This window comes from Microbacterium meiriae, assembly GCF_032364335.1.
In the GTDB taxonomy this organism is placed as follows: Bacteria; Actinomycetota; Actinomycetes; order Actinomycetales; family Microbacteriaceae; genus Microbacterium; species Microbacterium meiriae.
On sequence record NZ_CP133984.1, the window covers coordinates 2,076,603 to 2,089,402 of the forward strand.

At 62.1% G+C, this 12,800-nt stretch carries 15 protein-coding genes; 13 read left to right on the top strand and 2 right to left on the bottom strand.

What is annotated here, in order from left to right:
• Positions 1–258: 258 nt before the first annotated feature.
• The 4 genes from RI211_RS09965 (at position 259) to RI211_RS09980 (ending at position 4,286) form a co-directional block, all read left to right on the top strand.
• A complete protein-coding gene (locus RI211_RS09965; protein WP_025103717.1) occupies positions 259–1,413 on the top strand; it encodes a plasmid recombination protein in 1,155 nt (384 codons plus the stop codon).
• 74 nt (positions 1,414–1,487) lie between these two features.
• Positions 1,488–2,141, top strand: coding sequence for a hypothetical protein (locus RI211_RS09970; RefSeq protein WP_162817543.1), 654 nt, complete (start codon positions 1,488–1,490; stop codon positions 2,139–2,141).
• 452 nt (positions 2,142–2,593) lie between these two features.
• The gene (locus tag RI211_RS09975) at positions 2,594–3,676 is read left to right on the top strand and encodes a PDDEXK family nuclease (RefSeq protein WP_025103719.1); all 1,083 of its coding nucleotides are present in this window, start codon (positions 2,594–2,596) and stop codon (positions 3,674–3,676) included.
• Between the two features lie 400 nt (positions 3,677–4,076).
• Entirely contained in the window at positions 4,077–4,286 is a 210-nt protein-coding gene (locus RI211_RS09980; protein WP_115642549.1) for a hypothetical protein, read from the top strand.
• On the opposite strand, the gene RI211_RS09985 is transcribed toward RI211_RS09980, so the two are convergent.
• Complete coding sequence (locus tag RI211_RS09985; protein ID WP_025103720.1) at positions 4,287–4,634, bottom strand: hypothetical protein; 348 nt, start codon at positions 4,632–4,634, stop codon at positions 4,287–4,289. It abuts the gene before it with no gap.
• A gap of 150 nt (positions 4,635–4,784) precedes the next feature.
• Between RI211_RS09985 and RI211_RS09990 the strand changes: the two genes are divergently transcribed.
• From RI211_RS09990 to RI211_RS10005, 4 genes are all read left to right on the top strand, one after another.
• A complete protein-coding gene (locus RI211_RS09990) occupies positions 4,785–5,048 on the top strand; it encodes an SOS response-associated peptidase family protein (protein ID WP_025103721.1) in 264 nt (87 codons plus the stop codon).
• A 39-nt stretch (positions 5,049–5,087) separates the two neighbouring features.
• Positions 5,088–6,215 (top strand): tyrosine-type recombinase/integrase, encoded by a 1,128-nt coding sequence (locus tag RI211_RS09995; protein ID WP_025103722.1) that lies wholly within the window; start codon positions 5,088–5,090, stop codon positions 6,213–6,215.
• Positions 6,209–8,068, top strand: a complete 1,860-nt coding sequence (locus tag RI211_RS10000; protein WP_081811563.1) for a site-specific integrase — start codon at positions 6,209–6,211, stop codon at positions 8,066–8,068. Before RI211_RS09995 ends, RI211_RS10000 begins: the two co-directional genes overlap by 7 nt.
• Positions 8,069–8,258: 190 nt before the next feature.
• On the top strand, positions 8,259–8,477 hold the full coding sequence (locus tag RI211_RS10005) for a hypothetical protein (protein WP_146008274.1): 219 nt from the start codon (positions 8,259–8,261) through the stop codon (positions 8,475–8,477).
• Between the two features lie 276 nt (positions 8,478–8,753).
• On the opposite strand, the gene RI211_RS10010 is transcribed toward RI211_RS10005, so the two are convergent.
• The gene (locus RI211_RS10010) at positions 8,754–9,206 is read right to left on the bottom strand and encodes a signal peptidase II (RefSeq protein ID WP_227751423.1); all 453 of its coding nucleotides are present in this window, start codon (positions 9,204–9,206) and stop codon (positions 8,754–8,756) included.
• 255 nt (positions 9,207–9,461) lie between these two features.
• Here RI211_RS10010 and cmtR point away from each other — a divergent pair, with 255 nt between their 5' ends.
• The 5 genes from cmtR (at position 9,462) to RI211_RS10035 (ending at position 12,787) form a co-directional block, all read left to right on the top strand.
• Positions 9,462–9,821, top strand: coding sequence for a Cd(II)/Pb(II)-sensing metalloregulatory transcriptional regulator CmtR (gene cmtR, locus RI211_RS10015; RefSeq protein ID WP_025103725.1), 360 nt, complete (start codon positions 9,462–9,464; stop codon positions 9,819–9,821).
• Positions 9,818–10,423 (top strand): cadmium resistance transporter, encoded by a 606-nt coding sequence (locus tag RI211_RS10020; RefSeq protein WP_025103726.1) that lies wholly within the window; start codon positions 9,818–9,820, stop codon positions 10,421–10,423. Before cmtR ends, RI211_RS10020 begins: the two co-directional genes overlap by 4 nt.
• Positions 10,424–10,521: 98 nt before the next feature.
• A complete protein-coding gene (locus tag RI211_RS10025) occupies positions 10,522–11,490 on the top strand; it encodes a permease (protein WP_240183561.1) in 969 nt (322 codons plus the stop codon).
• 281 nt (positions 11,491–11,771) lie between these two features.
• Complete coding sequence (locus RI211_RS10030; protein ID WP_081811662.1) at positions 11,772–12,083, top strand: DF family (seleno)protein; 312 nt, start codon at positions 11,772–11,774, stop codon at positions 12,081–12,083.
• 392 nt (positions 12,084–12,475) lie between these two features.
• Entirely contained in the window at positions 12,476–12,787 is a 312-nt protein-coding gene (locus tag RI211_RS10035; protein WP_081811662.1) for a DF family (seleno)protein, read from the top strand.
• Positions 12,788–12,800 lie beyond the last annotated feature (13 nt).

Here is a 12,800-nt window from a genome sequence, read left to right on the forward strand (position 1 = left end):
ACGTGAGCCGCGCAGTACGGAGCCGACCTTCGTGGACCGCACCTGCTCGGCCAGAACAAATCATGGAGCCTCAGACGGCTCAGCCCCGGGGCGGAGCTCACTCGCACCCCGCCCCCTCGTGTGCTTGTCGGTGCGCGTGCGGCGCAATCTCATCTCAAGAAAAGGTGTAGCCCCATACACTTTGGCGCGCGTTCTGCTCCTCCGAAGCACCAGGGACCCTGCGGGGCTTCGTCTCGGCCATCCAGACAGGAGCGAAGCATGAGCTACACAATGACCTATGACGTCTCCCACAAAGTGGGGCGCGGAGGGCACGCCAAGGCCTTCTTCCGACACATCGCGAGAGACGTCGATCAAGCAGCCGGATTCGACTTCCCCCAGGCGAACCCCAACATCGTGGCCGACCGCACCAAGCTGAACAGCACCTTTGTAAACGACGGAAACGGTGGCTACAGGCATCCCCAGTCGGTTGATGGCCGACCACCGAGCGACGAATTCGATGACTATCTTCAGCAGCGTCTCAGCACGGTCCAGCGCGCGCTGCGGAGGGATGCCGTGCTCATCCGAGGTGTGGTGCTCCAGCTTGATCCGAAGTGGTTCGAGCAGTACAACCCCGACTGGCGCGAGGAGGGGTTGAATCGTCGAGCAGCCGAGTACACGCATGCTGCGATCCGCTGGGCGCGTGGCGAGTTCGGAGAGGAGAACATCATTGGCATGTCGATGCACCTAGATGAGGTGAATCCCGGGCTGCAGCTCATGATCACCCCCATCACGCCTGACGGAAGGCTTGCCCAGAAGGAATTCTTCAAGGGGCCGGCGGACCTCAAACGGCAACACCGGGAGGTACGGGACGCCGTGGCCGCTGCAGGCTACGACGTCGAGTATCGAGTTACCGAACGATCACGAGAGCACCTCAGCAGCAGCGAGTTCCAGGCCAAGGCGGACCGGCTACGTGATGCAGCGAGTGCCCTCGAGTTCGAGCTCGACGCGAGCCTGCAGAGAAACAAGCGCCTCGCGAAGCGCTCCACCGTGCTGGATGAGCGAGAGAAGGAACTCGCCGAACGCGAGACGCACGTCGCCGAGCGCCATCGGGAAGCTGCTGCCGCGCGAGCAAGAGCGGCGGATGAAGCTGCGGCGGCGAGAACCTCATCATTGCGCGCACGCGAGGCGCACCTGAAGGCAGAACGCGCTCGCGAAGAAGCTGCGGCCGAGCGCGATCGTTTGGCATTGAACAATCAGCGTCTCGACAGCCTCCCGCCGTTCTTCGAGCGCTGGCTCGACAGGACAACAGTTGCAGGGAAGCCGATTCGCACGCGATTCGAAGCAGATCGGATCAAGATGCGTAGTGAGATCAAAGCGAAGCTCGGACCAGCTTCGACGCACGTCGAAAAGCCTCGAGACGCACTCGAACTCTAGAGCTTGCTTAGAGGAGGCGCCGCCAGATTGGGCTGCGTCTCCTCAACGTCCCCGGCCGCTTCTACGCTGGCCGCATGACCAGAGACGAATTCCGATCGAAAGCTACTGCACACCTGATGCCTCGCCCCTCGGAAGACGCGATGCGCGCGTTGGAGGATGCGATCGCCCGCCTCAATGGCGACGGTAACTACATCGCCCGGGCGCTGACCGAGTCGCTTCTTGCCGAACGCCCGATAGTCGACGAGCCGTCGTTATCCCCCGAGGAGATCGACTTCCTGATCACCTCCGGTGAGTTCACTCCCGAAGAATTCGACGACATCGAGCTACGAGTGCGTCGGGGCTCGTTACCCGCCATCGCCGCGAACACCCTCGTCGCGGGGCTGCATAGAAGCATGTCGGACGACGCCGTACGAGGCTTCTTGGATCTCAACAATCAGGAACTCGACGACCTGGTAACCGCGGGGAGACTCTACGCCGTCGATGTCGCGGGTCATCGCCGCTTCCCGTGGTGGCAGTTCAGCCTGTCGTCTCCCGGCAAAGTCTTGCCGCACCTGACCGAGGTCATCGCGCTCCTCGGGAAGAAGCACTGGATCTCGGTCTCTGGACTGATGTCTACGCCCCAGGACACGATGGTGATTGAGGGCAAGCACACACCGGTGGAGTGGTTCCGTGCTGGCGGCGGAATTGATGCGCTTGAGGCGATCCTCGAAGCACAGCGGTGGCGATGACGATTGCTTGTTTAAGAATCCAGTGTCGCGTATCGCTGCTAGCAACCTCTCCGTTCGCAAGTAGACCATCTGGGCTCTCCTCGGTCTCCAGCTGGCCTCGCAATGGCCTCACAGTGGACACCCGAATACAAGCAGGCCGCGGCGGTCTCTTCGCGGCTTCGAAAAGGCCTTTCCGTGGCCACCTCGAGACCTGGAAGAGGCCACTCCGGCTTGTCTGGCCAACAGCTGCGCCGAGTAGTGGACACCGGAAGGCCTCGTGAAGACCATGCGGGGGCCACCAGGAGACCATCAAATTCATGTGTGATGAGCCCTGCAATCAGCTCAGTACCGGAACTGCGTCCAGCCGACGAGCATGTCTGCAGTCGTCGCTAAATTCCGAGGATGAGTACAACCAGCAAGCCTCGCTTTCAAGCCCCGGACCCTGGCGATGATCTCACATTCGGAGTCATGGCATGAGTGTCCGCCAGATAGCTGGCCCGGACTCGCTTTGGAGACTCGCGACGAAAAGTCTCGAACCGCTCTGTCCCGTTGAGTTCAGGTACGAGATGGATCTCGAGGATATTGTCGAGGCGACACCAGGGCTGACCGGCGAGGACACCATGACCATCGGCCGACAAGTGAGAACGCCGGACGGTCACGTGCTCGACCTACTCAAGCTCAGGGCAACAGGCTCGACGATCACAACAGAGTGCAAGAGAGGCCGCGCGAAGGCTGATGCAGTCGGCCAGCTGGTGGCGTACGCGGCATGGGTCGACACCCTGGACCGCGTAGCGCTTGAGAGAATCTTCGAGGAGTACACGCGGAATCGTACGCGATCGCTGGGATCAGTGATGCCCACCCTCGGCGAAGCCTTCGAAGAGCATTTCGGCATCCCCATGCCCCTCACCGTGAATCAGACCCAGACGATGGAATTGGTCGCGGGGAGCGTCGATGTAGCCACCCTAAAGGCGGTGAGGCGACTGCGCGAGAACGACATCCCCATCAGCGTGCACGTCGTGAATAGCTACAGGAGCGCCGGCGAAACACTGGTGACTGTCGCCGAATGGATGGATGTCGAGTCTCCTTCAGAGCGCCCGATTAGCGTACGTGCCCAGCTACAGGAGCTTCACATCGCAACTGTGTCAGCAGTTGAGAACAGCACGAGCCGGCTTCTCAACCACATCGATCGCCAGAGACCTCGGCACGCTGGTCACGACGGTCCCTTTTTCACAAAGGGTGCGCACGCCGACATACTGTGCTTCGCACTGCTTTTCATGCCTCGCTTCACCACGTCTTACGTTCCATACTCGCTGCTCGAGGCGCTGTACGACGGGTGGGTCAACGAGCAAGCATCTCTCGGCGTCGAGCGATTGAAGCCCGCGCACGGCTTTGCTCAGCAACTGAAGCACGCCATCAAAATGGTCGGTGGCTGGCGCTGGGACAGGAAGTACTGGGACGAGGATCCCTCCCTGGAGAATGAACGACTTCGCCTGCTCGCAGGCCGTTGGCCGATGCCGAAGCGCGGCCAATACCTCAGCGGGTACGCGCGCAAGTGATGGTGGCGAGTTAGTTGCATGTAGCGGGCGGTAGCGCAAGAACACCTACGAGCTACCGCCCAGCTACGCGCAATTTGCCAGTTGAACCAGGGTTTTTGTGAACTGTAGCTGAGTAGCCCTGAAATGGGACTGTCCGACAGCCACAGTAACGATCAGCTGGAGACTCCCCCTCCTCGTTGAGGACGACTGCCTCGAGCGAGCTACACAGCTACAGCCATCATAAATCCCCGTTCCTGGGCCATTTCGGTCTTCAACTATGGCGCTACATCGCCGCTACCGCGTGGCTACGAATATCTCGACGGTGTTGATCGGCCGCTTTCTCAAGACCAGACTGTGCAGAACAGCCGTGCCCTTGGGATTCGCCTCAGACGCCACTCCAACAAGCCGCCAGAGGAAGAGGATGGATCATCAGCAGCCTTTAGGTTCATCAGAAGCCGCCCGTGCTCTTGCTCTTGTCAAGAAAGGACAACAGCTCGGAGGACACCAGCCCACCGCAGCGGATCTCGATCGTGCTCGGCGTATCCTCGTCGGCGAGCTATCGCCCGAGGACGCTCGAACCGAGATGCATGCTGCGCTTCAGGCCCTGGTTGAGGACGAACGCGCGAACTGATTATCCCGAGAAGGATTCATCCACCAGCGCCTGAGCGGCGCGGGCAACCTCGTTGAACCGACCCTCGCGGATCGCCGTTATCACGGTGTCATCGCCGCTGAGGAACGGGTTGCCGCCGATGAACCACAGTCTCGCTACCTGGTCACCTTCAGCGTCGCTGACGGTACGCCATACCGCATCGGCCCACTCGAGGCGACGCACCGCATCCGCGTCTGGACGTGCGCCGTCGTCTTCGCTCCATGCAAGCGCTGCTCTCGTATCGCGCGATCCAGCGAGCGTCGAGACGAGCGTCGGGCCGAGAACTGCGATGAGACGGCGGGCGAGATCGACTGGGTCCGGTGAGGTCACGAGCGCGATCCTACTTGTGCTCGACGACGTGGAGGTTTACGAAGAGCGCTCGGAACCGCCTCCGAACGGGGCGAGTGCAGTGCTTGGCGATTAACGCTGCACTCGGCGACACTTAGCGGTCCTCGCCACCTCGGGCGTAGGGTCGCTCACATGTGCGGCCGATTCGCGAACGACGCCAAGACCGACGAGCTGATCCGGGAGTACGTCGCCGATGGCGGCAAGCCCGAGGACTGGTGGAAGTCGTGGGCCGGTGCCTACTCGGTCGCTCGCACGCAGGATGCGCCGATCGTGCGCGATCGCGGCGAGGGGCGGATCCTGGAGCTCGTGCGCTGGGACTGGCAGAAGCCGGCGAACCGTCCCAAGGGCGGACCGATCGTCAACGCGCGGATGGAGAAGGTGTGTATACCGAACTAAGCCTCTCTCCTATCGGTTCTCAATGCGATGCTCGACTAGATGAGCGAGAGAACCCGTGTCGGCGCCGTACTGGCCCTCGATGACCCTCCCTTCTGGGCTGTCATCGATGGTGATGGCGCGGTTATCGCCGCAGTCTCGGACTTCATGCTCGACTTCTGGGCACGTGGGAACGCTGAATCGAGCTGCCGGTCGTACGCGTACGGCCTGCTGAGGTGGTTTCGTCACCTCGCGCTCGAGCGCGCGGACTGGGAGCGCGCAGCACGCGAGACAGTGCGCGACTTCGTGCTCGCCTGTCGCCAACCCTCAGCGCTGAGCCCTCGGCCGCTTTCGCCTCGGACGCTGAATCACAACCTCGCCGTGATCTCGGCCTTCTATGACTATCAGCTTGCGCAACAGCGCGGTCCGATCATCAATCCCGTACCGGCGCGCCGTGCCGATAGCGGCAGAGGGCTGAACGCTCACCACAACCCTGAACTGGCGTTCCGACGCGACCGTCGGGCCGACTTTCGTCAGAAGGTCCCGAAGACAGCACCTCGATTGATCGTTGAGTCGCGCGTCGCCGAGATCCTTCAGACTATCCGCAATACGCGGGATCGAGCCCTCGTCGAGTTCTACCTCTCCAGCGCGGCTCGCCCCTCAGAGCTGCTCGGCATGAATCTCGAAGACGTTGACCCAGGATCCCAGCGCATCACGGTAGAGCGGAAGGGCACTCGCGCGAAGCAGGCTCTGCCAGCCTCGTCCAACGCGTTCCTGTGGCTGCGGCTGTACCAAGAGTCGCTGCCGCCCGATTTACTCGCGAAGGGCAACCCGGTGTGGTGGACGAATCGACGCCCGTATCGGCCGTTCGGGTATGACGCTGCCAGAGCGATGTTCAACAGGGTCGGCCTCGAGATAGATGCGAAGGTGCGCCTTCACGGCCTTCGGCACACTGCAGCCGTGCGGATGTCCAACGACCCCGCTCTGACACTTAGCGACATCCAACGCATTCTCGGCCACCTGCATCTGTCCACGACCCAGGAGTACCTCCAACAGCATGACGACGACATCATCGAGCGCGTCGCTCAGCACCTTCGGGCGCGGTCAGAGCCTAGGCCCGCGCCGGAGGCTCCGGCGTTGACGTACGACAGCTCCGATCTTGACGAACTTGTGGGGGACGCATCATGGTGAAAGACCTCATCGAGACGGAAGACCCGATCGAAGCAGCGCCTACAGCGCCGCAACTCCGTCGACATCGCCGGCCGTCCCGAGGACGAGCGCGCCCCGGCGTGTTCCTCAACGCCGCGATTCCTCACACGCCGTACGACGATGGCATCCGAAACGACTATCGCCCGATCGTTCAGATCTTCATCGATACGCTGATGACCTTCCCCGGCGAGACCTGGCAACGGCGCTGGGACGCAAGCGGGGTCGAGAACATGCCGAGCCTGACCTGGCACGACGCCTTCCCTGGCCTCAACGAAGTCGCTCGCGAACTTGCCACGAGCCCCGGCATAGCCGTGTCGATCTTCATTCGCCTCGACGCTCTTCGGCCGAGTGCAGAGTTCCTCAACCGAGTGGGTCGCATCCGTCTCGACGGCTTCTCGCCGTGGTCGCTCGAAGGCTTCCCCACCGATGCCGCACGAGACACACTGCGAGCCATGCTGATCCTCCAGGTGGCGACCGGCAAACACCTCAGAGAGATCACGGCCGACGACGTCGTGGCCTCCGCTGCCGTCGCCCGCAAGCCCATCCGCCGCGGGCTCGCAGACGCGCTCGAGATCCTTAAACGGCTCGGCATCGTTCCGCCCGACCTCCCGCCTCTTCGCCAGCTCGCGAAGTCGCCGAGGCCGGATGCAGCCGCGATGGTCGCGAGGAACAAGATCGAACCGCCCGCCGTCGCAGAGATGTTCACGCGCTACCTCAGGTCGCGAGCACAGGGCGTGGACTACCCAACTCTGCAGGCGATGTCGACTGAACTGCTCCGGAACTTCTGGATGGAGATTCGCTCGCGCAATCCCGAGCAAGCCGACCTACGTGTCGCGCCGGAGGTGGCTGACTGGTGGAAGACGGAATCGGTCGGACGCCTGAAGAACCGCTATCGCACCCTCTTCGCGGTGCGCGCCATGTACCTCGACATCGCCGTGTGGGCCACGCACGACGCCTACTGGGCGTCGTGGTCGACTGCGAGCATCGTCTCCCAGATCGACACCGCCGGCCACCAGAAACACAGACGACGGGTGATCGCCGCCCACCATCAACGAGTCCGCAAGATCGCGCCTAGAGTCCCGAAGCTCCTCGCCGCCATCGACACAGACCTCGAGCATCAGGAGTCACTTCTGCGCGCGGCGACCACGACTCCTCTCGGAGAGCGATTCGAGTGGGCTGGGCGAGCGTACCTTCGTGAGACGGGTGCAGGCCCCGGTGTGTCGATGACCGCGGTCCCGATTCGAGACCTCGCGACAGGTGAGCGCACTTTCCAGGCACGGATCGCAGAACGAGCGTTCTGGTCCTGGGCCATCGTCCACGTCATGCACGAAACGGGCATGCGTCAGGAAGAAGTCGCGGAGCTCACAGCCACAGCATTATTCACCTATGAAGCGTCGACGGGTGAGAAGATGCTCTTGCTGCAGGTCGTCCCATCAAAATCGGATCGGGGACGCGTACTACTCGTCTCTCCCGAGCTCGCACATGTTCTCGCTCGTCTCCGCCAAAGAGCGCGCGGCGATGAACATCAGGTGCCCCTGGTGATCCGCTACGACTCACTCGAGCGAGATTTCTCCCCGCCACTGCCGTTCCTCTTCCAGTGGAAAGACGGCGACGTTCGCCGCGTGTTCTCCCCTGCCGCTTTCAAGAACTTCGTCGCTTATGCCGTGCAAGTGGCCGGCCTCGACACCCCTGAGACTCGTCTGACTGCGCACGACTTCAGGCGTCTGTTCGCGACGGACGCTCTGAGATCGGGGACTACCCGTGCACATCCTCGCCAAGGTGATGGGACACCTGAATCTCTCCACGACCCAGGGATACGCGGCAGTTTTCGATGAAGACGTCGCTCGACACTTCCGCCAGTTCGTTGATCGTCGATGAGCGTCGAGACCAGTAGAGGACTACCGCGATCCGTCGGCGACCGAGCTCGAGGAGTTCCACGCACACTTCTCCAAACGCAAGGTCGAACTCGGGTCCTGCTCACGCGGCTACGGAACGCCCTGCGAGCACGCGTGTATCCGCTGCCCGATGCTACGACCGGACCCGGCACAACGCCAGCGTTTCGAATCCATCCTGGCCAACCTCCACGAACGGCTTGCCGAGGCGAAGAGGATGGGCTGGCTTGGAGAAGTGGACGGCATCGAGATCAGCATCCGAGCGGCCGAGGAGAAGCTGGGGCAGATGACCCAGATCGTTCGGCTGACCCTCGAACGACGTCGTCCGAACGGTGAAAACCCCACGCCTTGACCCCTCGCGGTTCACGGACAGTACTTCGGTCGCAAACGGTACACCACCCGTTTCGGTGCGTTTGGGTTTCGGCAGGGGGTTACGGCGCGTCGATCCTCGGCGTGTCGCACTTGCGGCAGGCAACTTCCATCGGGCCACCGAAATCGATCGATTTCGGCGGGCGCTGAAGCCATCTTCGCGTGACCCATGCAGCGCGAGCGTCCCAGCACGGGGAGGAGATTCACGCGGACATGGCAAGCAGGTGACTACGGTAAAGACGAGATGAGTTTGCGGAGGTCAAGCACCAGGGGACTGTCCACGGGGAAGCTCCGGGCGGGGATACCGGATGATCTGAATGAGGCCCAGGCCCACGCCGATGCCGATGGAGATATCCGCGATGTTGCCAATGAAGAGGTTGCCGTAGGCGAGGAAATCGGTCACATGACCGATGCCAAACCCGGGCGGGGCAAGGAGTCGATCGATGAGGTTCCCCATCGCTCCGCCCCAGACGAATCCGATAGCCACCGCCCACGCGATCGACTTCGATCGCCACGCAACGTAGACCAGCGCGATCGTCGCTGCAACTCCGATCACAGTAAACACCCACGTGCTCCCCGACCCGAGCGACATGACTGTGCCGGGATTGAATGCAAGTTGGAGGCCCAGCAGATCACCAACTAGGGGAATGCGCTCGTTCTCGCTGAGCTGGGTCAGGGCTAAAGCCTTCGAACCCTGGTCGATCACGGTCATACTGAACGCGATCAGGAGCGCAACAACCAGCCTCCGACTTCGATTCCGCCTCACCATGTGCCGCTCGTGCGGGAGGGGCGGTGTGCGGCTGCTCGGTGGCCGGGCCCGGATATCGAAGTGTGCATGATGGAGATTCCTTGACGTCGAGCGCTGCACTAGCGGGTAGACCCAGGTAGTCGAGACGCTTCGGATCGCGCCTTGTCGGATGATCTGGCGCCGTAGCCGATCATACATCCAAGCGTGTATATTCATTGAGTGCTGACTATTACCACTCGCTTGGACGTGATGAATCGCCTCGGCCGCGCTATGGCCGACTCGACGCGATCACGCATTCTTATGTCGCTGCTTGACGGCCCGATCTATCCGGCGGCGCTCGCCCGCGAGCTGGGTCTGAGCCCATCGAACGTCTCCAACCATCTCACTTGCCTCCGTGACTGCGGCATCGTCGTGGCAGAGCCCGAGGGGCGGCGCACTCGATACGAGGTCGCAGATCCTCGGCTGACCACGGCGCTGACCGCTCTACTGGACACGACCCTGGCCGTGGATCACGAGGCCGAGTGCATCGACCCCACCTGCACAGTTGCGGACTGCTACACGACGGAGGTCAACGCATGATCTTCCTCTCCATCCTCCAAGCAGTTGGTCTGTTCCTGGTAACGAACATCGACGACATCATCGTGCTCTCGCTGTTCTTCGCCCGAGGGGCGGGCCAACGAGGTACAACGACCCGGATTCTGCTCGGACAGTATTTGGGGTTCGCTGGCATCCTCGGCGCCGCCGTACTCGTTGCTCTCGGCGCCGGAGCGTTCCTCCCTCCTGAAGTCATTCCCTACTTCGGCCTCATCCCCCTGGGTTTGGGTCTCTGGGCGGCATGGCAGGCGTGGCGCAATCGCGACGACGACGATGACGACGAGGGCAAGATCGAAGGAAAGAAGGTCGCGGTCTGGGCTGTGGCCGGGGTCACCTTCGCCAACGGCGGTGACAACATCGGCGTCTACGTCCCCGTGTTCCTCAGCGTGGGTCCCGCCGCGGTCGTCGCGTACTGCGTGGTGTTCCTGGCCCTCGTTGCGGTCCTGGTCGTTGTCGCAAAGTTCATCGCTACTCGTCGACCGATCGCGGAGATCCTGGAACGTTGGGAACACGTGCTGTTCCCGCTCGTTCTGATCGGTCTGGGCATCTTCATCCTGGTTAGCGGTGGCGCATTCGGGCTGCGATGAGTCGAGCACGAGTGACGCGGTTGCCTGACCCGGAGCAGGTGACCACCAGGGCGAGCAGCGGGGCACCTCCTGCTGCTCGCTCGCGTGCTGCGTGGGCGATGGTCGGTGTCGGCGTGTGCGTGATTGCGGCACTATTGCTGATCGAAATTTTCGCGCCGACGTTCTTCCCGGTCTCCCTCCCGACCCGCGCGCAGGACGGCCTCACACTCGCTGTCAGCGTCCTCATTGAGTCGATGCCATTCGTCACGCTCGGCGTGGTCTTGTCGATCATCGTGCAGGTGTGGATTCCCGCCGGAGTGCTCGAACGCTGGATGCCGCGACGAGCATGGCCGCGTCGGATGGTGCTCTCGCTCCTGGGCATGTTCGTCCCCGTCTGCGAATGCGGCAACGTGCCGTTTGCTCGGGGACTGCTGATGCGCGGCTTCACTGTCCCTGATGCGCTCACATTCTTGATCGCAGCCCCGATCGTCAACCCGATCGTCATTCTCACGACCCACCAAGCCTTCGGATTCGATGACGGCATCCTGATTGCGCGCCTTCTCGGCGGCTACGCGATCGCCAACCTCATCGGCTGGCTGTACAGCCGTCACCCCGATCCGGGAACTCTCCTCACTGACCAGTTCCGTGATACATGCGACAGAGCCGCCCACGACTCAGGCAGCCGTGGCCGCGGTCGGCGCAGCCTCACCCAGTTCGTCGTCGAGTTCCGCGCAGTCATGCCCGCACTCGTGATCGGCTGCGCCCTAGCCGGTGCCATTCAGGTGCTAATCCCCCGTGAGGTTCTCCTGTCTGTCGGATCCAATCCAGTCATGTCGATCGTGGCAATGATCTTGATCGCGATGGTCGTATCGATCTGTTCGAACGTGGATGCGTTCTTTGCCCTGTCGTTCGCGTCATTCTTCTCCGCAGGATCAGTCGTCGCCCTCCTCCTCGTCGGCCCCCTCGTCGACGTCAAAATGCTCGCTCTCCTGCGCACCACGTTTAGCACCCGGACTCTCGCGGGCATCGTGGCAATCGTGCTCCTCGCAGCCTTCACGATCGGGCTGGGACTCAACGTATTGGCGTAGCGGCGATGACGGGTTCCGAGTCGATGGATCGCCATTCGAGCCCTCGAGGCTCCGAGTGGATAATGCCCGATGGGGGGACAAGCCAGAAACGCCTGCCGAAAGCAGGTACCGGCGAGCACTAGCGGCAGGCGTCTAAGGACGTGGGATGCGAGCTCGCCGGAAACGATCGTTATCGGCGGATCCCAGAAGCGAGCTCGGGCTCACCCGATCGCGTCGGAACACATCCCAACAAGCGCAAAACAGTCAGCCGACCAACACGAAACACGAGGATGATTGACGTTATGAACATCGAGCTGCTGCACATTGCTGGTTGCCCTAGCTGGGTAGAGGCCGGCCGCCGTGTTTCCGAGGCGCTCCGAGAGGCCGGTCACGATGGAGCAGTGCTGCGTTATCGACTCATCCAAACCGAGGAAGATGCAGCGGCAGTACAGTTTGCGGGGTCCCCCACAATCACTCTGAACGGGAACGATCTTTTCCCGGGTTCGGATCGCAGCGACGACTTGGCTTGCCGCGTCTACAACACACCTGCTGGGCTAGCGGGGATGCCGACCGTTGAACAGATTCGAGAGGCGATCACCGCTTATGTCGACTGAACTTGATGTCGCCTGTTCGTGCTGCGGCCGGCACCTGCCGCGCAGAAGGCTGCACGCGCTCGGGGAGGATCGCGCTTTCATCTGCCGTCGATGCGGTTGGTGGGTAGCGCTTCGCCTACGCCGCGACCGCCCGTCTGCGTAGTCGTTCGACGGCTCGTGGATGACCGTCGTCTCGCAGCCGATTGAGGCGCAGCCGAAAGCCCCTGCCATAAGGGATTTCCGGACAGCGTTATCGGCAACTGCTCACGGTCGCAGAACGGGCACGCGCCGGAAACGATCGTTATCGGCGGATCCCAGAAGCGAGCTCGGGCTCACCCGATCGCGTCGGAACACATCCCAACAAGCGCAAAACAGTCAGCCGACCAACACGAAACACGAGGATGATTGACGTTATGAACATCGAGCTGCTGCACATTGCTGGTTGCCCTAGCTGGGTAGAGGCCGGCCGCCGTGTTTCCGAGGCGCTCCGAGAGGCCGGTCACGATGGAGCAGTGCTGCGTTATCGACTCATCCAAACCGAGGAAGATGCAGCGGCAGTACAGTTTGCGGGGTCCCCCACAATCACTCTGAACGGGAACGATCTTTTCCCGGGTTCGGATCGCAGCGACGACTTGGCTTGCCGCGTCTACAACACACCTGCTGGGCTAGCGGGGATGCCGACCGTTGAACAGATTCGAGAGGCGATCACCGCTTATGTCGACTGAACTTGATGTCGCC

Excerpts from the sequence above, each read along its gene's own strand:
- RI211_RS09965 (WP_025103717.1), top strand. The coding sequence starts at position 259 with ATGAGCTACACAATGACCTATGACGTCTCCCACAAAGTGGGGCGCGGA.
- RI211_RS09970 (WP_162817543.1), top strand. The coding sequence starts at position 1,488 with ATGACCAGAGACGAATTCCGATCGAAAGCTACTGCACACCTGATGCCT.
- RI211_RS09975 (WP_025103719.1), top strand. The coding sequence starts at position 2,594 with ATGAGTGTCCGCCAGATAGCTGGCCCGGACTCGCTTTGGAGACTCGCG.
- RI211_RS09980 (WP_115642549.1), top strand. The coding sequence starts at position 4,077 with ATGGATCATCAGCAGCCTTTAGGTTCATCAGAAGCCGCCCGTGCTCTT.
- RI211_RS09990 (WP_025103721.1), top strand. The coding sequence starts at position 4,785 with ATGTGCGGCCGATTCGCGAACGACGCCAAGACCGACGAGCTGATCCGG.
- RI211_RS09995 (WP_025103722.1), top strand. The coding sequence starts at position 5,088 with ATGAGCGAGAGAACCCGTGTCGGCGCCGTACTGGCCCTCGATGACCCT.
- RI211_RS10000 (WP_081811563.1), top strand. The coding sequence starts at position 6,209 with ATGGTGAAAGACCTCATCGAGACGGAAGACCCGATCGAAGCAGCGCCT.
- RI211_RS10005 (WP_146008274.1), top strand. The coding sequence starts at position 8,259 with ATGCTACGACCGGACCCGGCACAACGCCAGCGTTTCGAATCCATCCTG.
- RI211_RS10010 (WP_227751423.1), bottom strand. The coding sequence starts at position 9,206 with ATGACCGTGATCGACCAGGGTTCGAAGGCTTTAGCCCTGACCCAGCTC.
- RI211_RS10020 (WP_025103726.1), top strand. The coding sequence starts at position 9,818 with ATGATCTTCCTCTCCATCCTCCAAGCAGTTGGTCTGTTCCTGGTAACG.
- RI211_RS10025 (WP_240183561.1), top strand. The coding sequence starts at position 10,522 with ATGGTCGGTGTCGGCGTGTGCGTGATTGCGGCACTATTGCTGATCGAA.
- RI211_RS10030 (WP_081811662.1), top strand. The coding sequence starts at position 11,772 with ATGAACATCGAGCTGCTGCACATTGCTGGTTGCCCTAGCTGGGTAGAG.
- RI211_RS10035 (WP_081811662.1), top strand. The coding sequence starts at position 12,476 with ATGAACATCGAGCTGCTGCACATTGCTGGTTGCCCTAGCTGGGTAGAG.